The organism is Caulobacter vibrioides OR37 (assembly GCF_000372645.1).
Lineage (GTDB): Bacteria > Pseudomonadota > Alphaproteobacteria > Caulobacterales > Caulobacteraceae > Caulobacter > Caulobacter vibrioides_E.
On the sequence record NZ_APMP01000039.1, the window covers coordinates 1 to 21,388 of the forward strand.

At 67.1% G+C, this 21,388-nt stretch carries 20 protein-coding genes and 4 tRNA genes; 10 read left to right on the top strand and 14 right to left on the bottom strand.

Features of this window, described 5'->3' with window-relative positions; translation table 11 throughout:
- Positions 1–376 (top strand): acyl-CoA dehydrogenase family protein (locus tag OR37_RS19385; RefSeq protein WP_004624242.1); only part of this gene is annotated, 376 nt, incomplete at its 5' end.
- Positions 373–1,428 carry a phosphotransferase family protein gene (locus tag OR37_RS19390; RefSeq protein ID WP_004624243.1) on the top strand — a complete coding sequence of 352 codons (1,056 nt, stop codon included), beginning with the start codon at positions 373–375 and terminating at the stop codon, positions 1,426–1,428. The genes OR37_RS19385 and OR37_RS19390, both read left to right, overlap by 4 nt.
- Positions 1,429–1,513: 85 nt before the next feature.
- Here OR37_RS19390 and OR37_RS19395 read toward each other — a convergent pair whose 3' ends face one another.
- Genes OR37_RS19395 through OR37_RS19410 form a run of 4 tightly spaced genes read right to left on the bottom strand, consistent with a single transcriptional unit; the run spans position 1,514 to position 5,419 of the window.
- A complete protein-coding gene (locus OR37_RS19395; RefSeq protein ID WP_004624245.1) occupies positions 1,514–2,332 on the bottom strand; it encodes an enoyl-CoA hydratase/isomerase family protein in 819 nt (272 codons plus the stop codon).
- The gene (locus OR37_RS19400; protein WP_004624248.1) at positions 2,329–3,090 is read right to left on the bottom strand and encodes an SDR family NAD(P)-dependent oxidoreductase; all 762 of its coding nucleotides are present in this window, start codon (positions 3,088–3,090) and stop codon (positions 2,329–2,331) included. The genes OR37_RS19395 and OR37_RS19400 overlap by 4 nt, the downstream gene beginning before the upstream one ends.
- A 12-nt stretch (positions 3,091–3,102) precedes the next feature.
- On the bottom strand, positions 3,103–4,284 hold the full coding sequence (locus OR37_RS19405; protein ID WP_004624250.1) for an acetyl-CoA C-acyltransferase: 1,182 nt from the start codon (positions 4,282–4,284) through the stop codon (positions 3,103–3,105).
- Between the two features lie 10 nt (positions 4,285–4,294).
- Positions 4,295–5,419 (bottom strand): acyl-CoA dehydrogenase family protein, encoded by a 1,125-nt coding sequence (locus OR37_RS19410; protein WP_004624252.1) that lies wholly within the window; start codon positions 5,417–5,419, stop codon positions 4,295–4,297.
- 63 nt (positions 5,420–5,482) lie between these two features.
- Between OR37_RS19410 and OR37_RS19415 the strand changes: the two genes are divergently transcribed.
- From OR37_RS19415 to OR37_RS19450, 8 genes are all read left to right on the top strand, one after another.
- On the top strand, positions 5,483–6,139 hold the full coding sequence (locus OR37_RS19415; protein WP_004624254.1) for a TetR/AcrR family transcriptional regulator: 657 nt from the start codon (positions 5,483–5,485) through the stop codon (positions 6,137–6,139).
- Positions 6,140–6,863: 724 nt separating this feature from the next.
- On the top strand, positions 6,864–7,748 hold the full coding sequence (locus OR37_RS19420; RefSeq protein WP_004624256.1) for a LysR family transcriptional regulator: 885 nt from the start codon (positions 6,864–6,866) through the stop codon (positions 7,746–7,748).
- A gap of 106 nt (positions 7,749–7,854) precedes the next feature.
- Positions 7,855–8,961, top strand: a complete 1,107-nt coding sequence (locus tag OR37_RS19425; RefSeq protein WP_004624257.1) for an L-dopachrome tautomerase-related protein — start codon at positions 7,855–7,857, stop codon at positions 8,959–8,961.
- A gap of 44 nt (positions 8,962–9,005) precedes the next feature.
- Positions 9,006–9,779, top strand: a complete 774-nt coding sequence (locus OR37_RS19430; protein ID WP_004624260.1) for an alpha/beta fold hydrolase — start codon at positions 9,006–9,008, stop codon at positions 9,777–9,779.
- A 59-nt stretch (positions 9,780–9,838) separates the two neighbouring features.
- Entirely contained in the window at positions 9,839–10,852 is a 1,014-nt protein-coding gene (locus OR37_RS19435; RefSeq protein WP_004624261.1) for a zinc-binding alcohol dehydrogenase family protein, read from the top strand.
- Between the two features lie 198 nt (positions 10,853–11,050).
- Positions 11,051–11,851, top strand: coding sequence for a hypothetical protein (locus tag OR37_RS19440; RefSeq protein ID WP_131368842.1), 801 nt, complete (start codon positions 11,051–11,053; stop codon positions 11,849–11,851).
- Between the two features lie 255 nt (positions 11,852–12,106).
- Positions 12,107–13,111 carry a zinc-dependent alcohol dehydrogenase family protein gene (locus tag OR37_RS19445; protein WP_004624266.1) on the top strand — a complete coding sequence of 335 codons (1,005 nt, stop codon included), beginning with the start codon at positions 12,107–12,109 and terminating at the stop codon, positions 13,109–13,111.
- A gap of 114 nt (positions 13,112–13,225) precedes the next feature.
- Positions 13,226–14,065, top strand: a complete 840-nt coding sequence (locus OR37_RS19450; protein ID WP_004624267.1) for an oxidoreductase — start codon at positions 13,226–13,228, stop codon at positions 14,063–14,065.
- Positions 14,066–14,362: 297 nt separating this feature from the next.
- Here the strand turns inward: OR37_RS19450 and OR37_RS19460 are convergent.
- The 10 genes from OR37_RS19460 to OR37_RS19505 all read right to left on the bottom strand — a co-directional run bounded on the left by OR37_RS19460 (position 14,363) and on the right by OR37_RS19505 (position 21,370).
- A tRNA-Arg gene (locus OR37_RS19460) sits at positions 14,363–14,439 on the bottom strand.
- Positions 14,440–14,463: 24 nt separating this feature from the next.
- Complete coding sequence (locus tag OR37_RS19465) at positions 14,464–14,769, bottom strand: ETC complex I subunit (protein ID WP_004624270.1); 306 nt, start codon at positions 14,767–14,769, stop codon at positions 14,464–14,466.
- Positions 14,770–14,796: 27 nt separating this feature from the next.
- Positions 14,797–14,873, bottom strand: a tRNA-Pro gene (locus OR37_RS19470).
- A gap of 206 nt (positions 14,874–15,079) precedes the next feature.
- The gene (gene cspD / locus OR37_RS19475) at positions 15,080–15,667 is read right to left on the bottom strand and encodes a stationary phase survival cold shock domain protein CspD (RefSeq protein WP_004624273.1); all 588 of its coding nucleotides are present in this window, start codon (positions 15,665–15,667) and stop codon (positions 15,080–15,082) included.
- A 172-nt stretch (positions 15,668–15,839) separates the two neighbouring features.
- Positions 15,840–15,914, bottom strand: a tRNA-Glu gene (locus OR37_RS19480).
- A gap of 44 nt (positions 15,915–15,958) precedes the next feature.
- A tRNA-Glu gene (locus OR37_RS19485) sits at positions 15,959–16,033 on the bottom strand.
- 81 nt (positions 16,034–16,114) lie between these two features.
- Positions 16,115–17,932: a single-stranded-DNA-specific exonuclease RecJ gene (gene recJ, locus OR37_RS19490; protein ID WP_035017752.1), complete on the bottom strand. Its 1,818-nt coding sequence runs from the start codon at positions 17,930–17,932 to the stop codon at positions 16,115–16,117.
- Between the two features lie 66 nt (positions 17,933–17,998).
- Complete coding sequence (locus OR37_RS19495) at positions 17,999–18,976, bottom strand: class 1 fructose-bisphosphatase (protein ID WP_004624276.1); 978 nt, start codon at positions 18,974–18,976, stop codon at positions 17,999–18,001.
- Positions 18,977–19,055: 79 nt separating this feature from the next.
- The gene (glpX, locus tag OR37_RS19500; RefSeq protein WP_004624278.1) at positions 19,056–20,009 is read right to left on the bottom strand and encodes a class II fructose-bisphosphatase; all 954 of its coding nucleotides are present in this window, start codon (positions 20,007–20,009) and stop codon (positions 19,056–19,058) included.
- 71 nt (positions 20,010–20,080) lie between these two features.
- Positions 20,081–21,370: a homoserine dehydrogenase gene (locus OR37_RS19505; protein ID WP_004624280.1), complete on the bottom strand. Its 1,290-nt coding sequence runs from the start codon at positions 21,368–21,370 to the stop codon at positions 20,081–20,083.
- Between the last annotated feature and the right edge of the window lie 18 nt (positions 21,371–21,388).

Here is a 21,388-nt window from a genome sequence, read left to right on the forward strand (position 1 = left end):
CTGCCGGCGACAGGCCTTCGGCAAGCTTCTGATCGATCACGAGGGCGTCGGCTTCATGCTGGCCGAGAACGAGATCGACCTAAAGCAGGCCGAGCTGATGATCGATTGGTGCGCCGGCGTGCTCGACACGGGCGCCTTGGGGGTCGTCGAGAGCTCGATGACCAAGGTCTCCGTGTCCGAAGCCTTGATGCGGGTGGCCGATCGCTGCGTGCAGGTCATGGGCGGCTCGGGCGTCACCGGCGACACCATTGTCGAGCAGGTGTTCCGTGAGATCCGCGCTTTCCGGATCTACGACGGTCCCACCGAGGTTCACAAATGGAGTCTGGCCAAGGCGCTCAAGCGTCGGGTCGCCCGGGTCGCGGAGACCGCCCGATGAGCGCCGCCGATGTCACCTCGGTTCGTCCCGGCTTCGCGCTCGACCAAGAGCGTCTATCGCGCTGGATGGCCCAACACGTCGAAGGGTTCTCAGGACCTCTGAGCATCGAGCAGTTCAAGGGCGGCCAGTCCAATCCGACCTACAGGCTGACGACGCCCGGCCGCGCCTACGTGCTGCGCCGCCGTCCGCCCGGTCGCCTGCTGAAGGGCGCTCACGCGGTCGAACGCGAGGCCCGGGTGCTTAGCGCCTTGCGCGCGGTCGATTTTCCCGTCGCGAAGGTGCATGGCCTGTGCGAGGACGAAGGGGTGATCGGCTCGGTCTTCTACGTGATGGAGCTGGTCGAGGGTCGCATCTTCTGGGACGCGACGTTTTCCGACGCGCCCAGGAACGAACGTCCGCGCTATTTCGAGGCCATGAACGAGACGCTGGCGCGTCTGCACGCCTTGGTTCCAGCCGAGGTCGACCTGGCCGACTACGGCCGCGTCGGCGGCTACTTCGAGCGCCAGATCGCCCGGTGGTCCAGGCAGTATCTCGAGGATGAGGACGCCGGCCGCGACGAGCACCTGGATCGATTGATCGCCTGGCTGCCGTCCCGCATTCCCGAAGGCGACGAGACCCGCATCGTTCACGGGGACTTCCGCTGCGATAACATGATCTTCCACCCGACCGAGCCGCGCGTGATCGCGGTGCTGGATTGGGAGCTTTCGACCTTGGGACACCCACTGGCCGACTTCGCCTACCACGCGATGATGTACCGGACGCCGCCGCACATCGTGGCCGGCTTAAAGGGCGCGGACCTGCCGGCTCTGAACATTCCCAGCGAAAGCGAATACATCGACCTCTATCAGCGCCTGAGTGGTCGAGACGTCCGCGCCGATTATGACTATGCGATCGCGTTCAATCTGTTCCGCCTGGCGGCCATCTTCCACGGCATCAAGGGACGCGTTATCCGCGGTTCGGCCGCGTCGGCCGAAGCGGCCCAGCGTGTGCGAGTCCTGCCCGAACTCACCGCCCTGGCCTGGGACGCCGCCAGACGCGCCGGCGCGCGTTGACGTCTCCGCCGTATTCCAGCGCCTTCTCGACGTCCAGCGCGGGGCGCGGCGAGCCCGCATGCGAGGGGATGCCGCGCGGCGAATCCTACTGGCGAGCCGTGGAGCCTTGGGTGTCGAGACTCGAGAAGTTCGGCGGTCTCTTTTCCAGGAAGGCGCGGACGCCCTCTCGGCTCTCGGCGCGAGCGCCCGCGGCCGCGATGGCGCGCGCCTCGAGCTCCATCTGGCTCTCCAGACCGTTGGCGAAGCTCGCGGCCAACAGCGCCTTGGCCGCGCCAAGCGCGGCGGTAGGGCCCTGGACCAGACGCGCGCACGCCGCATCGGTTTCGGCCGCGAAGTCAGCGTCCTCGACCATGGCGGTGATCAGCCCGATCAAGGCGGCCTCCTCGGCTGGCACGCGTCGGTTGCTCATGATCAGATCCTGCGCGCGCCGCAGGCCGATCAGTCGCGGCAAAAGCCAGGTCGCGCCGCCGTCCGGAGTCAGGCCGATGGCGCCGTAGGCGAGCGTGAAATGCGCCGAGCGCTTGGCCAGCACGAGGTCGCCCAGCGCCGCCAAGCTGACCCCCGCGCCGGCTGCGGGACCATTGACCGCGACCACCAGCGGCTTGGCCATCCGCGCGAGCCGCGCGAGCGCCATGTGCAGGACCCCAGCCAACTCGCTCAGGAACGCGGCGGTGTTTTCGGCGCCCGCGAAGGCGGCGACGTCGCCGCCGACGCAGAAGAAGCGCCCCTCGCCTGTCAATTCGACACACCGGATGGTTTCGTCCTGATCACAGAGGATCGCCGCGGCGACCAGGGCCTTGGCCATGGGCAGATCGATGGCGTTGCCGGCCGCTGGCCGATCCAGCACGATGCGCGCTCGGGCGCCGTCGCGCTCAAACCGGATCCCGCTCGCGACGTCGATCATCGGGGCGCCATCCGGATCGCCGCGTCCAGGCGGATGGTTTCGCCGTTCAGCATGGGATTGGCGACGATGGCCTCGACCATCTGGGCGTACTCGTCTGGATGGCCCAGCCGATTGGGGAACGGGGCTTGCTTGCCCAGCGAATCCTGAGCCTCCCGCGGCAGGCTCATCAGCAACGGGGTCAGGAAAAGGCCCGGAGCGATGGTCACCACGCGAATGCCATAACGCGCGAATTCGCGGGCGATCGGCAGGGTCATGCCCGAGACGGCGGCCTTGGACGCGGCATAGGCGGCTTGACCAATCTGGCCGTCGAAGGCGGCGACCGATGCGGTGTTGACGACAACACCGCGTTCCTCGCCGACCAGGTCGGCGTCGGCGATCCTCGCGGCGAACTTGGACAAGACGTTAAACGTGCCGATCAGATTGACCGTGATAATCTTGGAGAAATCAGCCAGCGGCAGGGCTGAACCGTCGCGCCCGATCACCTTGGCCGGCGGACCGATGCCGGCGCAATTGACCAGGATGCGCGCCTTGCCGTGCAGGCCTTCCGCCTCGACGAGAGCGCGCTCGACAGCGTCCTCGTCGCTGATGTTCACCTGAACGAAATGGCCGCCGATCGCCTCGGCCTTCGCCGCGCCCAGCTCGGCGTTGAGGTCGAAAATCGTGACCTTGGCGCCGGCCTCGGCCAAGCGATCCGCCGTGGCCCCGCCCAGGCCGGAGGCCCCGCCCGTGACGATCGCGGCCAGTCCCTCAATTCGCATCGCTTGGTCCTTTCAAATCAGTTCGATGGCCATGGCGGTCGCTTCGCCGCCGCCGATGCAGAGGCTGGCCACGCCGCGCTTCAGTCCTCGCCGGCGCAGAGCCGCCAGCAGGGTCGCGAGGATGCGCGCGCCGCTGGCGCCGATCGGGTGGCCCAGCGCGCAAGCGCCGCCGTTGACATTCAGCCGATCCTCGGGAATGCCCAGGTCCCGGGCGGCGATCATCGCGACGACGGCGAACGCCTCGTTGACTTCCCAGAGATCGACATCGCCGGCTCGCCAGCCCGCGCGGGCGAGGGCCTTGCGCATGGCGGGCGCTGGCGCGGTGGTGAACAGGCCTGGCTCGTGGGCGTGAGCGCCCTGCCCCGCGACCCGCGCGACCACCGGCAGACCCAGGCGCTCGGCCACGCTGGCCCGCGCCATGACCAGCGCCGCGGCCCCGTCGGAGATCGAGGACGCGTTGGCGGCCGTAATCGTGCCATCCTTGGCGAAGGCCGGCTTGAGGGTCGGTATCTTCTCTGGCGACGCCTTGCCCGGCTGTTCGTCGATCGTTATCTGGCGGCTCCCGTCGCGCCCGTTGACCGTAACGGGCGTGATCTCCTCGTCGAACGCGCCGCTGGCGATCGCCGTCTTCGCCCGCTCCAAGGAGCGGATCGCGAAAACATCCTGCTCCTCACGAGTAAAGCCCAGGGACCGAGCGGCCTCCTCGGCGAAACCGCCCATCAACTTGCCGGGCGTATAGGCGTCCTCCAGGCCGTCCAGAAACATCGAGTCCTTGACCACGTCGTGGCCCAGGCGCGCGCCGGAGCGGAGCTTGGCCAGAAGGTAGGGCGCCTGCGTCATGCTTTCCATGCCGCCAGCCACCACCACGTCCGCCGCGCCAGCCGCCAGCGTGTCGTGGGCCAACATCGCGGCCATCATGCCAGAGCCGCACATCTTGTTGACCGTCGCGGCCTCCACCGAAAGCGGCAGCCCGCCGCCAAGCGCGGCTTGCCGCGCCGGCGACTGGCCAAGGCCCGCGGCCAGGACGCAACCCATATAGATGCGCTCGACCTGATCACCCGCGACGCCGGCGCGCGCGACCGCCGCGGCGACCGCGGCCGCGCCCAAGGCGGTCGAGGTGACACCAGAAAGATCGCCCTGCATGGCCCCCATCGGCGTGCGGGCGAAAGAACAGATGACGACGGGATCGATCATGCTCGTTTCCTTAAAGCGCCCGCGCGATGACCATGCGCTGGATGTCCGAGGTGCCTTCGTAGATCTGTGTCACCCGCACATCCCGGTAGATCTTGGCGAGGCCAAACGCCTCCAGATAACCGTAGCCCCCAAGGGTCTGGATGGCGCCGGACACCACTTGCTCGGCGACTTCGGAAGCGAAAAGCTTGGCCATTGAGGCCTGCATCAGACTCGGTTCTCCGGCGTCCATGCGTTCGGCCGCGGCCAGCACCATCAGCCGCGCGGCCTCCAGCCGGGTGGCGAGGTCGGCCAAGCGAAAGCCCACGGCCTGATGCTCGATGATCGGTTTGCCGAAACTGACGCGCGTCTTGGCGTAGTCGACCGCGAGCTCCAGCGCCGCCCGGGCCATGCCGACGCTTTGCGCGGCGATGCCGATGCGCCCCGCCTCCAGATTGGAAAGGGCGATCTTGTAGCCCTCGCCTGGCGCGCCCAGCAGCAGGTCGTCCTCCAGGAAGAGGTCTTCGAACCGAATGGCGCAGGTGTCGGAAGCGCCCTGGCCAAGCTTGTGCTCGATATTATCGACGATATAGCCGGCGCGATCGGTCGGGACGAGGAAGGCCGATATGCCCTTCTTTCCAAGGCTTGGGTCGGTGACGGCGAAGACGATCGCCAGGCGCGCGATGCGACCCGAGGTGATGAACTGCTTGGCGCCGTTCAGCCGCCATCCGCCCTCGACCTTTTCGGCGCGGGTGCGGATGGCCGAAGCGTCCGATCCCGCGTCTGGCTCCGTCAACGCGAAGGCGCCGATAGTGCGACCGGCGATCAAATCCGGCAGGAAGCGGCGTTGCTGCTCGGCGTCGCCGAACCGCGCCAAACCGTTGACGATCAGGCTGTTCTGGATCGAGACGATCGTCGAGAGGGCGCCGTCCGCGGCCGCTAGTTCGATCAGCGCCAGGGCGTAGGACACATAGTCGGCGCCGGCGCCTCCGAAAGCCTCTGGAGCGGTCATGCCCAGCAGGCCCATGTCCGCGAGGCCGATAAAGAGATCGGGGGGAAAGGCGCCCGCCGCTTCATAGGCCTGGCTGTGGGGACGAATGCGCGCCTGGGCGAAGTTTCGGACATGGTCTCTGACCGCGATCTGCGTCTCGGCAAGCAAGAGAACTCTCCGGATTAATTTATACCCATGAGTAGCTATGATAATGATGCGTAGAGAGTCAACGTGTTCGATCTGGAGTTTCTGATCGTGAGCCAACCCACGGCGGAGACGCCGTCCCCATTCCGCTCGGCGTCCGAACGCGCCGCGGACCGCGAACGTAAGCGCGAGGCGGTGCTCCTCGCCGCCGTCAAGGCGTTCAACCAACATGGTTTTCACGCCGCGTCGCTCGACGAGGTGGCCACCAGCCTCGGCGTCAGCAAGCCGACGATCTATCACTACCTTGGCAACAAGGATCAGGTGCTGCTGGAATGCGTGACCCGCGGGCTGGAGCAACTCCGCGCCGCCGCGCGTCGCAACGCCAAGGGCCCAGGCTCTGGCCGCGATCGCCTCGTCGCTTTCCTGCGCCACTACGCCGAGATCATCATGGACGACTTCGGCCGGTGCGTGATCCGCACCGCCGAAGAAGCGCTCTCCCCCGACAGCGCGGCGAAATTTCGAACTCTCAAGGGCGAGGTCGACAAGGCGATGCGTGACCTGATTGAGCAAGGCGTCGCGGATGGCTCGATTGTCGCGCCCGACGTGCGGCTGACGGCCTTCACCCTGGCTGGAGCCCTGAACTGGTTGGCCCGCTGGCATCAGCCGGACGGAGAAATCTCGGCTGGCGAGATCGCCCGCGACATGGTCCAAATCCTTATGCGGGGCGTGGATCCTCGGCCCTAGCGTCTCCGGCGCGCCGCGGGATCAAGCAAATAGGGGCCGGTTCGGCTTAGCGCGCGGTCACGCGCGCGTTCTCGATACGGAAACTTGGTCAGCCGAGAGCGCTTGCCTGAAAGCGGCCATTTCGAACGTCCAAAAAGAGAGTTAGACTTTTCCGTCCGGCGGGCCGGGCACGCCGCCTTCCCATCCGTGGACGGGGCTTCCGGACGGAGAAGCCCACTAGCAGCGCCAGCGGCGCTGGCGCGCTCAGTCGCGCTTTGGCGTAGTCTGGCGCGCGCAGATGAAACCGAGTGGGAATTATCGCGCGACGCTTACTATAGCGAAGGCACGGCGTTCTCCGAATGGAAGCCGGCACGACGCTCGAACAACCGAGCCCGCGCGACCTTCGTAAACTGTTTCACGCAGCTGAGCTTCACACCTTGGGCCCCTACCCGAAGACCTGAATTCGCCACTTGCTGCCGTTGGCACACCTTCAGGAAGACAACCTTCCTCCAATGGCGCGGCCTGCTTGGCCTCTACTCCACTCGGCTCATCCAACGACATTCAAGCGGCAGAGTCTGGCCGCGCATAGGCAACATAAGGGTGCGAGACTACGGACATGAGCTCGTCGGCGCCTTGGATATTGGATTTTACATCTCTGGCATGAGATTTGAGAGCGTGACACCTTCTAGGCGGCTCACTCTCGTATGACTGTCTTCGCCGACGCGCATGGATTATGCATCGATGCATGAACGAAGCGCGCCTCGACTGGGACGACTTACGCCTTTTTCTCGCCATCGCCAGGGCGGGCACGCTAACGGCCGCCGCACCGCAGTTGCGGTTGAGTCAACCGACCGCGGGGCGACGCCTGAGGTCTCTGGAGGAGGCCTGCGGCTGCGCGCTGTTCCAGAGGAGCGCGAGCGGCTTTCGCCTGACCGACGAGGGCGAGGTCATGTTGCGGCGCGCCGAGCGCATGGAGGAGGAGGCGCTTGCCCTACAAAGGCAGTTCGCCGGCAAGGGCGGCGAACTTGAGGGTCATCTGCGGGTATCGTGCTCCGACTGGTTCGCACATCTTGTGGTGGCCCCCGCCACGGCTGCGTTCAGCCTGCTAAACCCTCGGATCACCGTGGAGATCGTCGCCGACTTCCGCCTGCTAAGCCTGGACCGCCGCGAGGCGGATGTGGTGTTTCGCTTCCTGCCCTTCGACATGCCTGACATCATCCAGCGACGCTTCACCCACGTTCGTTACGACCTGTTCGCCGCGACGAGCTACCTGGAGCAAAGGGGGGCGCCGAACGAGTCCGCCGACGGTCAGGACCATGCGCTGATCACGATGGATAGCCAGTTCGATACTGTCGCCGATGTCACTTGGCTCCGGCGGCGCTTTCCCCGCGCCCATTTCGCGATCCGCAGCAACAGCCGCGAGGCCCAGGCCATAGCCTGCGCGCGCGGGGCGGGGATGGCGGTGCTGCCCGCGGTGCTGGGCCAGCAGTGGGGACTGACCCGCGTCGAGGTCGGCGAGCCCCTGCCGGGCCGCGATGTCTGGCTCGGTTATCATGCCGACCTCAAACCGCTGCGGCGCTTGCGCGTCTTTATCGACCATCTCGCGCAGGCCGTGCCAAATCCCCTCTAGCCTGACGACCTAGCCATTCATTCATGAATGGATGTCATGTCATTCTGGTCGTGGCTAAACGAAAAGGCGCCGACGATCTTAGCTCCATCCATCGAGGAGCAAGACCATGTCGATCCGCCCGTCCTCCGCGAGATCCGCCGTCCTGGCGATCGCCGCGGCGACATCCGCCCTCGCCCTCGGCGCGCACGCCGCATCCTCGTCGCCGCCCCGACTGACCGAGATCGCGCGAAGCGACACGTTGGTTTGGAATGCTGTCGCGGTGACGACGGATCGGATCTTCGTGGCCGGTCCACGCTGGACGGGCTCCAAGGGTCCCGCGGTCGGCGTCGTCCACGGCGGGGCCGTGACAGCCTTCCCCGACGCGGCCTGGAACGGCTGGCGCCCGGGCGCGGACGCGGCCGGCGCGTTCGTCAACGTTAACGCCATCCACCTGGATAACCACGGAGCGCTTTGGGTCGTGGACACCGGCGCGCCCACGTTCGGCGGCGATCCCCTGCCTGGCGGCGCGAAGCTGGTGAAGATCGACCTGGCCAGCGACACGGTGGTCCGTGTCTATCCGTTTGGTCCCGCCATCGCGCCAGCCGGCAGCTATGTCGACGACGTCAGGTTTCGTGGCGACCATGCCTATCTCACCGACGCGGGCCGTCCGGGCTTGATCGTTCTGGATCTCGTCACCGGCGCCGCGCGCCGGGTGCTGGAAGGCCACCCGTCGACGATCGCTCCCGCCGAGCGCGACATCGTTCTCTCCGGCCGAGTCCTGCGCACGGGGGAAGGCGCGCCGCTACGGGTCAATTCCGATCCTCTGGAGATCAGTCCTGACGGCCAGTGGCTCTACTATGGCCCGCTGGAGGGGCCCTGGTCGCGCGTCGCCATCCGGGACCTCGAGGACGCCGCCCTGAGCGCCGACGAACTGGCCGCCCAGGTCGCGCCTTGGGCCGACCTGCCGCCGGTCGGCGGCACGGCGATGGACGCCGATGGCGGCCTCTATTTCAGCGACCTGGCCGAGAACGCGATCAAGCGCCGCGCTCCGGACGGGACGATCACCACCATCGTGCGCGACGCCCGCCTGCACTGGGTCGACGCGCCGTTCCTCGACGCGCGTCATCGGCTCTGGCTTCCCGCCGCGCAGATGGACCGCTCGCCGAACTTCACGGGAGCCGACCGCCCCCGCGAATGGCCCGTGCGCCTCTATCGGATCGATCTGCCGAAGTGAGACGCCTTTCTCGTCCAACCCCGTCTTCAACAGGAGCTGTCATCATGAAAACCTTCGTCCGCGCCGCCATCCTGGCGGTCTTGTCGACCGCAGCCGCGAGCGGCGCCGCCCTGGCCCAAGCTGGCGCGCCGACCGAGAAGCCGACCGTCGTGCTCGTTCACGGCGCCTTCGGCGACGCCGAAAGCTGGGACAAGGTGATCCCGCTGCTGCGCGCTCAGCACGTGCCGGTCGTCAGCGTCTCGATCCCGCTGACATCGCTGGCCGACGACGCCGCCGCGACCCGTCGCGCCATCGACCGCATTCCTGGCCCAGTGATCCTGGTCGGTCACAGTTGGGGCGGCACGGTGATCACCGAGGCCGGCGACGCGCCCAAGGTGCGCGCGCTGGTCTATGTCGCCGCCTTCGCGAACGGTCCGGGCCAGAGCGTCGGCGACCTGGGCAAGGGCTTCGCCCCCGGCGCCGGCCTGTCGGCCCTGACGGTCGACAGCCAGAACTACGCGTCGATGAGCGCCGCCGGCTTCGCCAAGTTCTTCGCGCCCGAAGCCACGAACGCCGAGCGCGAGCTGATGTTCGCCACGCAGGCGCCCATCAACACCAAGGCCTTCGGCGAGCCGGCGACCCACGCCGCCTGGCGGGGCCGCAAGAACTGGTACGTCGTGACCACCCAGGACCAGATGATCGTCCCAGCCCAGCAGGAGGCCATGGCCAAGGCGATCGGCGCACAGGTCACGCGCGTCGCCAGCGACCACGCGGCGATGGCTTCGCACCCGGCCGAGGTCGCCAAGGCCATTCTGACCGCCGTCAACGCCCCCAACTGAACCCTCAGTGTCCTTCGCCCCGCCGTCTCAAGCGGCGGGGCCAGGCAAAGGAGACCCTTATGAAAGCCGTCGGCTACTCCACTCCGGGCGCAATCGATCGTGAGGACGCGCTGCTCGATCTCGACGTCCCGCCGCCCGCGCCCGGCCCGCATGATCTGCTGGTCCGCGTCAACGCGATCTCGGTCAATCCGGCCGACACCAAGATCCGCGCCGGCGTTCATGCGCCGGAAGGCCAGATCAAGATCCTAGGTTGGGACGCCGCCGGCGTCGTCGAAGCGGTAGGGGCGGATGTGACCCTGTTCGCCGTGGGCGATGCGGTGTTCTACGCCGGCGACATCACCCGCCCCGGCGCCAACGCCCAGCTTCATGTCGTCGACGAGCGCATCGTCGGCCACAAGCCGCGCACGCTGGACTGGGCCAGCGCCGCGGCCATGCCTCTGACGTCGCTGACCGCCTGGGAGCTGCTGTTCGATCGCCTACGGGTTCCGTATGGCGAGGGCCGGGCTGACGGCGCCTTGCTGGTGATCAATGGGGCGGGCGGCGTCGGCTCGATCCTGATCCAGCTTGCGCGCCAGCTCACCGGCCTGACGGTGATCGCCACGGCCTCGCGTCCGGAAACCGTCGCCTGGGCCGCGGATATGGGCGCCCATCACGTCATCGATCACCGCAAGCCGCTGGATGAGGAACTGGCCCGCATCGGCATCCCCGAGGTCGACTATGTCGCCAGCCTGACCGCCAGCGAACATTACCTGCCGCTGTTCCCCAAGATTATCGCGCCCCAGGGCCGTCTGGCCCTGATCGACGACCCCGATCACTTCGACATCGCCAAGTTGAAGCGCAAGTCGATCACCGTGGCCTGGGAGTGGATGTTCACCCGCGCCGCCTACCAGGCGCGCGACATGATCGCCCAGCACGAGATCCTGGAAGAGGTGTCGGCCTTGCTCGATCGGGGCGTCCTGCGATCCACCCTGACAGCGCTCGAAGGTCCGATCAACGCGGCCAATCTGAAGCGCGTTCACGCGCTGCTGGAAAGCGGCCGGGCGATCGGCAAGCTGGCCCTCGCCGGATTTTGAGCGAGGGCGCGGGCTGGCGCGGCTGAACGACTGGCGGAGGACTGTGGGGTGATCTTGTCTGGACGAGCTCTGGCGGTGGTGGTCGCGTTGATCACGGTCTCGCCCCAGGTCGCCGCCGCGTCGCCAGCCCGAGCGGCGGCTCCGCGCATCGAACGAGCCTCATCCCTTCGGTCGCGGGTTGGCCCTCCGGACGCCCTGGTGATGGAGACCTTCCGTGATGCGGGCGGGTCCGAGATCACGCCCCATGCATTGACCGAGCAAGAGTGGGCAGTCGTGGACTCCGTGCTCGGCAAGCTGCCCCCTCTGCACCGCCGGGTGCTTCAGGGTCATCTCCGCCGCCTGAGCTTCGTGGATCTCAAGCCAGGGGCTGGCAACGCCCTGACCAGCCGCGCCGACCCAGACGGCAAGGGCGATGCTTTCGACATCACCCTTAGAGCGAGCTTGCTGCACGAAACCCTGACCGACTTTCTGACCGCCAAGGACGCCGGCCTATTTGAAGACGACGGCAGCGGCTATCGCGTCCGCTTCAACGCGGGGCGGGCGGACGCTCTGACCTATGTCCTTCTTCATGAAGCCACCCACGTCGTCGATCAGGTGCTCGGCCTGACGGCCGATGCGGATGGCCCAGTCCGTAAGGCGCTCTGGATCGGCTCGCGGGACCTCGCGGAGCCCTATGCCTCCAGCCTCGCGGCCAAGACCCGGTTTCGGGGCTCATCCCGCATCCCTGTCCATCAAGCCGCCAACTATTATCGGGCGCTGGCGCGGACGCCGTTTGTCTCGTTCTACGCCACGGCCGCCGCATCGGAGGACCTGGCCGAACTCGCCGCGTGGCGGCAATTGTCGCACCATGGCCGAAAGCTTTCCGTTACGGTGGTCGACGCCACAGGGCGTCGTGTCTTTCGTTACGAGCCGCTTAAATCCGCATCGGTCCGGCGAAGACTGGCGATGCTGGACGCGCTAGGCCTTTTCAGATCTGATTGGCCCGATCAGATCAGATAAAAAGCTCTATAAATCAGAAATTTATAGCATCATCGACCCGACAGCCGCTTCTTGCGGCCTCGCGCGTGATTGACCGGCGCGGCGCCCGCGACGCCGAAGCCAAGGGCCTCTGGGCGCTAACTCAGCGAAGGGTCCATCGTTCAATCCCGGCCGGCGCGACGCATTCAATTTTGCATAGACTCTACTCTATATCTTCTATTATCAGTCATTGACGCTTGGAGGATCATCAGGGCTCAACCAACCGGAGCTGCTCTGATGAGCCCGATCCAAACCATGACCGCCGCTGTCGTCGAGGCTCGCGACGGTCCTTTCGTCCTCCAAACCTTGGCGCGCCCGACGCCCGGTCCTGGCCAGGTGCTTGTGCGTGTCGAGGCCAGCGGCCTCAATCCTCTTGACCTTAAGATCCGCGCCGAGCAGGCCGCCCATGCGCGCAATCCGCTACCGGCGGTGCTCGGGATGGATGTAGCGGGCGAGGTGGAAGCCCTCGCCGCCGACGTGCGGGGCTTCGCGACCGGTGATCGCGTCTATGGTCTCATCGGCGGCGTCGGCGGGCTTCAAGGCTCTCAAGCCCAGTATGTCGCCGTCGACGCGGACCTTCTCGCGCGGCGCCCGACCAGCCTCGACGCGCGCGGGGCGGCCGCCCTTCCGCTGGCGGCGATCACCGCTTGGGAAGGTCTTATCGATCGCGCGCAAATCCAGAGGGGCGAAAGCGTGCTCGTTCAAGGCGGCGCCGGCGGCGTCGGCCATCTGGCCGTCCAGATCGCGCTGGCCAAGGGCGCGAAGGTCTACGCCACCGCCCTCGGCGAGGAGGATCAGGCCTATCTCCATGGCCTTGGCGCGATCGCCATCGACGGCGCGCGTCCTGTCGAGGACTACGTCGCGGAGCATACCGGCGGCGCTGGCTTCGAGGTTGTCTATGACACCGGCGGCGGCGCGCTGCTCGATGCGTCGTTCCGGGCCGTCAAAAGGTTCGGCCATGTGGTCAGCTGCCTGGGCTGGGGCGCGCACGGGCTCGCGCCGCTTTCGTTCAAGCAGGCCACCTATTCGGGCGTGTTTACCCTGCACCCGCTGTTAAGCGGCGAAGGGCGCGGCCACTTCGGCGAGATCCTGACCCAAGTGGCCGCTCTGGCGGAATCGGGCGCGCTGAGACCGCGTCTGTACGACGGTCGGTTTGGCCTGGATGCTCTCGACGAAGCCTATCAGGCGCTGGCGAGCGGCCGGGCCCACGGCAAGGTCGTCGTCGATATCGCCCACCCTTGAAGCTCGTACCGGCGACCCGACAAGGGCCGCCGAGAGCTTAACGTCGAAGGCGAAGCCCCCCGCGCCAAGACGTCCGGGCCGGCGACCGCGCTTTCCCCCAAAGGAGACTTTCCCATGAAAACCTGGTTCATCACCGGCGCGAGCCGAGGCCTGGGCGCCGAGATCGCTGACCGCGCGCTGCGAGCTGGCGACAACGTCGTTGCGACGGCGCGTGATCCCAGCGCGCTCTCGAGCCGATTTGGCGAGCGCGCGAACCTTTTGGCCGCGAGACTGGATGTCACCCAACCGACGGAACCGAACGCGGCCGTCCAGGCGGCCTTGGGTCGGTTTGGCGCCATCGACGTCCTCGTGAACAATGCCGGCCACGGTCTCGTCGGCGCGGTCGAGGAGGCAAGCGCCGCCGAGATTCAACAGCTCTTCTCGGTCAACGTCTTGGGTCTGCTGTCGGTAACGCGCGCGGTCCTTCCATCCATGCGCGCGCGGCGCCGTGGCCATGTGATCAACATGTCCTCGATCGGCGGCTACAGGGGCGCGGCCGGCTTTGGCGTCTACTGCGCCACCAAGTTCGCGGTCGAGGGCCTGTCCGAGGCGATGCGGGCGGAGCTGGCGCCGCTGGGCGTCCATGTGACGGCGGTGGAGCCGGGCTATTTCCGCACCGACTTCCTCGACCCGGCTTCGTTGAGGACCAGCGCGTCGGTCATCGCCGACTATGCCCAGACCGCTGGTCGCGTCCGCGCCCAGGTGGGCGACCTCAATCACCAGCAGCCCGGCGATCCGGCGAAGCTGGCCGAGGCGATCCTTCACTTGGCGAACGTGCCCGAGCCGCCGGTCCGCCTTCCGCTAGGAGACGATACGGTGGCGGCAATCTCCGCCAAACACGCCCGTGATCGCGAGATCCTAGAGACTTGGGGCAACCTGGCGTTAGAAACCGGTCATAGGCAGGACGAAATATAAGCTTGGCTTGGCCGTTGTGACCGTATGGCCAGTCCATCGCAGCACCTGCGATGGAGGATCAATGCTGCCGATCTTCGCCATTAAGCCTCCCACGCCGGTACAAGCCGCTGCTCTAATCAGAAGGCCTAACCTTGGCCGGCAAGCGGACTTTCCGAAGGTCGGCGAGTTCGCGCCAGACTTCTCCATTCAACAGGGCAGGAACGCCGCCTTCCCCATCGGTGAATGGGGCGTCTGGACGGAGGAGACCACTAGCAGCGCCGGCGGCGCTGGCGCGCTCCGTCGCGCTTTGGCGTAGTCTGGCGCGCCCTGCAGGATTCGAACCTGCGACCGCTCGCTTAGAAGGCGAGTGCTCTATCCAGCTGAGCTAAGGGCGCGCGCTGGCCGGCCGGTAACAGGCCCTAGTGGGTCCAGGGCTGCTTGCGGTTGGCGGCGAAGTTGTCGGCGTAGGCCTTGATGATGCGCTTGGGCGTCTTCGGTTCGAACAGCTGAAACGCGATTTCGTGGCGCTGGGCGTAGGCCACGGCCTCGTCGCGGGTCTCGAAAGTCAGGCGGATCTGACCATTCATGTCGCTGGACTGGGTCCAGCCCATCAGCGGGTCGGGCTTGCGCGCCGAGGCCGGCTCGAATTCCAGCACCCAGTCCTTGGTCTTGGCCTTGCCCGACTGCATGGCGTTCTTGGCGGGACGATAGATGCGGGCCAGCATGGACCTTCTCCCAAAGAGCCTCACCGATGGTCGGAGCGGCAGGATTTGAACCTGCGACCCTCTGCTCCCAAAACAGATGCGCTACCAGGCTGCGCTACGCTCCGAAACATCGGCAGGCGATGGGGTATAAGGGCTTTTCGATTCCGCGCAACCACGATGCGGAAAACGCGTGGCTTTCCCGCTGATTCCGTGTGGACGGACCGAGCGGGAATGGGGATTGCTAGGCGCGAAAAGTCGATGACGCCCCGGATCCGCTCCAGCGCGAGCGAAGCGCCATCGACCTAACGCGTCCGGCTTCTCCGCGCGCCGATCAGGCGTCGCCGGCGGTGATCTCGGCGACAACGAGGCCCTTGGGACCTCGCGCGAACCGCACCAGGACGTCGTCGCCCGGCTGCAGATCTTCGAGACCACCCCGTCGGAGCGTCTCGATATGCACGAAGATGTCCCCCGGCTCGGCGTCGCGGATCACGAAGCCATAACCCTTGGTGCGGTTGAACCACTTGACCTTGGCCCGTTCCGCCGGCCCCTCTGGCGTCAGCGCGCCCCGTCCGTGCGGGTCGCGCGACTCACGACGCGGCGGATTATCGGCGAAGGTCCGCCTCTGGCGCTCCAGCGGCGCGGGCGCGCCGCTTTCGTCCAGATCGACGACCTCGCTGACCTGCCAGCCCTTGGGCCGTCTCACCACGTCACACACGATAACCGCCCCCTCCATGGCGGTTTCGCGGCCGCAGTTGCGAAGCGACGTCACATGCAGAAGCACGTCCTTCAGTCCGGTCTGCCCGGGATCATCGGGTACGATGAACCCGTAGCCTTTGCCGGCGTCGAACCACTTCACCCTTCCGCTGATGCGCACGAACTCGTCGGGCGCCGCAGCGTCCTCTAAATCATAACCAGACATCCCACCCCTCTGGCTCGCCCAATCAGCCCATCGGAGCGAGCACCACGAGAACAGTGTTCTCGCGTGACGAGAACCGTCAATGACGAAATCGCGCCGAAACCGCATCCGAGCGCGATCCGCGTCATTCCGTCGCAGTTATGTCATGGAAATAATTGTTAACTACAGCCGAAGGTGGCAGTCCCTAGGGGAGTCGAACCCCTCTCTCCAGATTGAAAATCTGGCGTCCTAACCGATAGACGAAGGGACCACGTCGCCGAAAGGCGAGCATCGTCGGTATGTAAGCCTCGCGGGTGGCAGTCCCTAGGGGAGTCGAACCCCTCTCTCCAGATTGAAAATCTGGCGTCCTAACCGATAGACGAAGGGACCAGCGGCCCCGCGAGGAAGCGGGTGTATAGCCGCGCCGTTTTGGGCGCGCAACCCGCGAAACCGGATTTTTTCGTTCGGACTTCAGTCCGTCCACACCCGGCTGTCGTGGGCGTCCTCGATCTCGATCTGAACCCCGTTTCGGCCCATGTAGTCGTCAGGCTTCAGCTTGCCCACCACGTTCAGCGCTCCGCCGCCCGCCAGCAGGCGCTGGCCCAGCGGCGTCTCGGCGCTGCGCCAGCTGATCGCCTTGATGCGGTCGCCCGTCGGACCGACCAGATCGAGCCGGACATGGCCGCCCTTCAACGCCGAGACGCGCTCGGGCCGCACCTCGGTCAGCGCGAATATGGGCTCGGGATTGCCCGGACCGAACGGCGCCAGACGCTGAAAATCGTCCAACAGAGCGCGATTGGCCGCACGGGGCTGGACCAGGGCGTCGATCTCGACCGCCTCCACGCCGATCGCTTCCATTTCGCCCGCCAGCCGCTCTTCCAGAAAGGCTCGGAATTCGGGAATGGCGTCGGGGCGAATCGACAGCCCCGCCGCCATGGCGTGACCGCCCCCGGCCATCAGCAGCCCGGCCTCGAAAGCGGCCTGAATGGCGCGACCAAGATTGACCCCCGGCTGTGAGCGACCCGACCCTTTGCCGACATTGGCGGCGCGGTCGATGCCGATCACCACCACCGGCTTTCGATAGCGCTCGCGCAGACGACCGGCGACGATGCCGATGACGCCGGGATGCCAGTTCTCGCCGGCCACCACGATCACGGGGGCGTCGGGATTGAAATTGCTGCCGCGCTCCAGCATCGCCGCGGCCTCCTCGACAACGGCGGCCTCGACCGCCTTGCGCTCGGTATTGAGGCTGTCGAGCTCTTCGGCCAGGGCGGCGGCCTCCAGCGGATCATCCGTGGACAGCAGCTTCGCGCCGAGGTCCGACCGACCGATACGCCCCCCGGCGTTGATGCGGGGCCCCAGAATGAAGCCCGCGTGAAAGACCGACGGCTCCCCGGAGCCCTTTCCGACCTCGAACAGGGCTTTCAGCCCGGGATTGGCCCAGGCGCCCATGGTCCGCAGGCCCAGCGCGGTCAGGGCGCGATTGAAGCCGACCAGCTGGGTGACGTCGCAGACCTCGCCCAAGGCCACGAGATCCAGCCACTGGCGCAGATCCGGCTGCGGGCGTTCCTCGGTGAACAGGCCGCGCCCCCGCGCCTCGCGATTCAGGGCGGCCAGCAGCACGAACGTCACCCCGGCGGCGGCCAGAACCCCCTGCCCGCTCCGGCAGCCCGGCCGGTTGGGATTGACCACGGCGGCGGCGGCGGGCGGGTCCTCGCGCATCAGGTGGTGGTCGATGACGACGACCTCCAGACCGTTCTCGGCGGCGCTGGCGATGGCGTCATAGGCCGCCGCGCCGCAGTCGAGGGTGACGACAAGTTCGGCCCCGCCTTCGCGGATGGTCTTGAACGCCGCTGGGCTGGGGCCATAGCCTTCGGTCAGGCGGTCCGGAATGTAGATGGGCAGTTCGACGCCCATATAGCGAAACCAGCGGACCAGCAGGGCGGCGCTGGTGGCTCCATCGACGTCGTAGTCGGCGAAGACCATGGTGGGCCGGCCCCGTTCCAACGCATCGATCAGGATCTCGGCGGCCCGGTCCATGTCGGTGAAGGTCGACGGATCGGGAAACAGCGCCTTCAGGGTCGGACGCAGATAGTGCTCCGCCTGATCCAGCGTGACGCCGCGCGAGGCGAGCGCCCTGGCCAGGGGCTCGGTCAGGCCATGGCGCTGCTGGATATCGCGCACCACGGCCAAGTCGGCCGGGCGCTCGCGCCAGACGCGGCCGCTCAGCGAGCGCTCGACGCCCAGGAAGGCGGGGGAAGAGAGGTTGGGAGCACCGTCGGCGGCCATCGCGGCAGAGTATCCGGTCATGCGGATTCGGACCATGCGCCGCCGCGACGACAGTCCGGGACGTAGCTACCCTGCCCGCATCTCCGCGCGCACGGCCTCGACCTCGTTGGCCGAACCCAGCGCGACCGGCACGCGCTGGTGCAGCCTGGTCGGCTGGACGTCCAGGATATCGCCGCCGTCGCCGATCGCCTTGCCGCCGGCCCGCTCGACCAGCAGGCTCATCGGATTGGCCTCGTACATCAGGCGCAGCTTGCCGGGCTTGTCCGGCTCGCGGGCGTCCCACGGGTACATGAAGATCCCGCCGCGCATCAGGATGCGATGGACGTCGGCCACCATCGAGGCCACCCAGCGCATATTGAAGTTCTTGCCGCGCGGCCCGTCCTTGCCCCTTAGGCAGCCGTCGATATAGCGGCGCACGGGCTCGGCCCAATGGCGCTGGTTCGACATGTTGATCGCGAACTCGGCGGTGTCGGCCTTGATGGCAATGGCCCGATGGGTCAGCAGCCACCGCCCCTCGGCGTCGAGCGTGAAGCCGTTGACGCCGCTGGCCAGCGTGAGCACGAGCATGGTCTGCGGACCATAGACGGCATAGCCCGCCGCCACCTGATCGCGGCCCTGCCGCAGGAAATCGGCCTCGACCGGCGCATGGCCCGCTGGCGCGGGCAGCACCGAGAAGATCGTCCCCACCGAGACGTTGACGTCGATGTTGCTGGAGCCGTCGAGAGGATCGAACGTCACCAGATAGCCGCCGACGCGGCCCGTGGGTTCGACCTCTTCCATCTCCTCCGAGGCCAGGCCGGCGACCGGGCCGCACGCCTTCAGGGCTTCGCTGAGCATGTCGTTGGTGATGACGTCGAGCTTCTTCTGCTCCTCGTCCTGGACATTGATGCTGCCGGCCGCGCCGAGGCTGCCCGACAGGGCGCCGGAGGCGACGACGCGGCTGATCCGCGCGCAGGTCGCCGCGATCGTCTGAACGACGTCCGTGAGCGCGGCGTCGGCCGGCTCGGCCGCGAGCCAGGCGGTCAGGTCGACGAAGGTGGTCATCTCATATCCTCGGGAACCGGAAGCGGACCGCCGCTACTACAGGACGGTCGTGACAAGAAAGTCTCGGGGTGCGCGCGCCCTAGACCTTCCGCTTCATGCGAACCTCGCGGACCGTGCCCGTCGAGGAGTTCATCACCAGGGTGTGGGTGTGCACGCAGCCGTCGCGGAAGACGACGCCGTCCAGCAGCCCCCCGCGCGTCACGCCGGTGGCCGCGAAGATCGCCTCGTCTCGAACGATCTCGTGCAGGTCGTACTTCTTGTCGAGTTCGGTGACGCCCCAGCGCGCGGCGCGGGCCCGCTCGTCGGCGTTGCGGAAAAGCAGCCGCCCTTGGAACTGGCCGCCGACGCACTTCAAGGCCGCGCAGGCCAGAACGCCCTCGGGCGCGCCGCCCGAGCCCAGATAGAGATCGATGCCCGTCGACGGATCGGTGGTGTTGATCACCCCGGCCACGTCGCCGTCCGTGATCAGGTGGATGCGCGCGCCGGCCGCGCGGACGCCGGCGATGATCTCGGCGTGGCGCGGGCGATCCAGCACGCAGACGGTGATTTCGCTGGCGGCGACGCCCTTGGCCTCGGCCAGGGCCTGGATGTTCTCGGCCGGCGACCGGTCGAGGTCGATCACCCCGGGGGGCAGGCCCGGGCCGCAAGCGATCTTGTCCATGTAGGTGTCGGGGGCGTTCAGCAGCGTGCCCTTGGGCGCCCAGGCCATCACCGTCAGGGCGTTGGGCTGGGACTTGGCCGCCAGGGTGGTGCCCTCAAGCGGATCCAGGGCGATGTCGATCCTGGGGCCTTTGCCCGAGCCGACCTTCTCGCCGATATAGAGCATGGGCGCTTCGTCGCGCTCGCCCTCGCCGATGACGATCTCGCCGTCGATGTTCAGCTCGTTGAGAGCGTTGCGCATCGCGTCGACGGCGGCCTGATCGGCGGCCATCTCGTCGCCCCGCCCCAGCATCGTCCACGAAGCGATGGCGGCGGCTTCGGTTACGCGAACGGCGTCCAGGACCAGCGAGCGGTCCAGGGTGTTCGAACTCATCCGTTTCTCCCGGTCCTCCTAGGAGGACCTGTTCCCAATGTCGCCTTCGGCGCCGTCTTTTGACGGCTTTATTAGATGCGCGCGACGCGCAGAAGACGGGGACGCTCTAGCACGGTCCGCAGCTTTTCGATGCGGCTAATCGCGTCCAGCAATTTGGATTCCGGAGTCGCATGGGTAACGAGCACGATCGGCACCCCGCCCGCGCCTTCGACGGGCTTTTGCAGGAAGCTGTCGATCGAAACGTCGCATTCGGCCAGGGTCTCGGAGATCGCGGCGATCACGCCCGGCTGGTCCTGGACCATCACGCGCAGATAAGCCTTGCCCACCGCGCGGGCGGGATCGATGGCCACGAACGGCGCCAAGTCGCCGGCCGGAGCCTGAAACACCGGACGCACGGCCTTGGTCATGACATCGGCGATATCGGCGGCCACGGCGGCGGCGGTCGGCCCCGCGCCCGCGCCCGGCCCCTGGATGAAGATCCGGCCGATGCGCTTGCCCTCGATGAACAGCGCGTTCAGGGCGCCGCCGGCCTGGGCCAGCGGATGGTCCAGCGGGACGAGCGAGGGGTGCACCTTCACCGCGACGCCGTCCTCGGCCTTGGCCGCGGCGGCGATCAGCTTGATGCGATAGCCCAGGTCCTTGGCCAGCTTGATGTCCAGCAGGTCGACCTCGCTGATGCCCTCGATTTCGGCGGCGTCGAAATTGGGAGCGCAGCCGAACGCGAGCGCGGCGAGGATGCTGATCTTGTGGCCCGCGTCGAAACCGCCGACGTCGGTGGTCGGATCAGCCTCGGCATAGCCCAGCCCCTGCGCCTCGCGCAGCACGTCGGCGAACGAGCGACCGGTCTTCTCCATCTCCGAGAGGATGAAGTTGCAGGTGCCATTGAGGATGCCGGCCACCGAGACCACGTCGTCGCCGACCATGGCCTCGCGCAGCATCTTCACCGCCGGCGTGCCGCCCATGACGGCCGCTTCGAACAGCAGCGGCACGCCCTGAGCCTCTGCCAAGGCGGCCAGCTCGGCGCCGTGGACGGCGATCAGGGCCTTGTTGGCCGTGACCACCGGCTTACCGGCCTTCAGCGCGGTTTCGACGGCGACCTTGGCCGGACCGTCGCTGCCGCCCACCAGTTCGACGAACAGATCGATGTCCGGCGATCCCGCCAAGGCCACCGGATCGTCGAACCAGGCCAGGTTCGAAATATCGACCGTGCGCGGCCGCGACTTGTTGCGGGCCGAGACGGCGGTGATCACCGCCCGATCGCCGGCCGGCGCGAAGTCGGGGCGATCAGCCAGGAACCGCAGGAGGCCGCCGCCGACGGTGCCCAGGCCCGCCACGCCGATGCGCCAGGTCTTCTTCGTCATCTTCGAAATCCTTGGGGT

What these genes read in the sequence shown, in the direction of transcription:
- OR37_RS19395 (WP_004624245.1), bottom strand. Translation starts at nt 2,332, where the DNA reads ATGATCGACGTCGCGAGCGGGATCCGGTTTGAGCGCGACGGCGCCCGA.
- cspD (WP_004624273.1), bottom strand. Translation starts at nt 15,667, where the DNA reads ATGTCTGGTTATGATTTAGAGGACGCTGCGGCGCCCGACGAGTTCGTG.
- glpX (WP_004624278.1), bottom strand. Translation starts at nt 20,009, where the DNA reads ATGAGTTCGAACACCCTGGACCGCTCGCTGGTCCTGGACGCCGTTCGC.
- OR37_RS19425 (WP_004624257.1), top strand. Translation starts at nt 7,855, where the DNA reads ATGTCGATCCGCCCGTCCTCCGCGAGATCCGCCGTCCTGGCGATCGCC.
- OR37_RS19445 (WP_004624266.1), top strand. Translation starts at nt 12,107, where the DNA reads ATGAGCCCGATCCAAACCATGACCGCCGCTGTCGTCGAGGCTCGCGAC.
- OR37_RS19505 (WP_004624280.1), bottom strand. Translation starts at nt 21,370, where the DNA reads ATGACGAAGAAGACCTGGCGCATCGGCGTGGCGGGCCTGGGCACCGTC.
- OR37_RS19420 (WP_004624256.1), top strand. Translation starts at nt 6,864, where the DNA reads ATGAACGAAGCGCGCCTCGACTGGGACGACTTACGCCTTTTTCTCGCC.
- OR37_RS19400 (WP_004624248.1), bottom strand. Translation starts at nt 3,090, where the DNA reads ATGCGAATTGAGGGACTGGCCGCGATCGTCACGGGCGGGGCCTCCGGC.
- OR37_RS19465 (WP_004624270.1), bottom strand. Translation starts at nt 14,769, where the DNA reads ATGCTGGCCCGCATCTATCGTCCCGCCAAGAACGCCATGCAGTCGGGC.
- OR37_RS19430 (WP_004624260.1), top strand. Translation starts at nt 9,006, where the DNA reads ATGAAAACCTTCGTCCGCGCCGCCATCCTGGCGGTCTTGTCGACCGCA.
- recJ (WP_035017752.1), bottom strand. Translation starts at nt 17,932, where the DNA reads ATGGCCGCCGACGGTGCTCCCAACCTCTCTTCCCCCGCCTTCCTGGGC.
- OR37_RS19435 (WP_004624261.1), top strand. Translation starts at nt 9,839, where the DNA reads ATGAAAGCCGTCGGCTACTCCACTCCGGGCGCAATCGATCGTGAGGAC.
- OR37_RS19390 (WP_004624243.1), top strand. Translation starts at nt 373, where the DNA reads ATGAGCGCCGCCGATGTCACCTCGGTTCGTCCCGGCTTCGCGCTCGAC.
- OR37_RS19495 (WP_004624276.1), bottom strand. Translation starts at nt 18,976, where the DNA reads ATGACCACCTTCGTCGACCTGACCGCCTGGCTCGCGGCCGAGCCGGCC.
- OR37_RS19450 (WP_004624267.1), top strand. Translation starts at nt 13,226, where the DNA reads ATGAAAACCTGGTTCATCACCGGCGCGAGCCGAGGCCTGGGCGCCGAG.
- OR37_RS19405 (WP_004624250.1), bottom strand. Translation starts at nt 4,284, where the DNA reads ATGATCGATCCCGTCGTCATCTGTTCTTTCGCCCGCACGCCGATGGGG.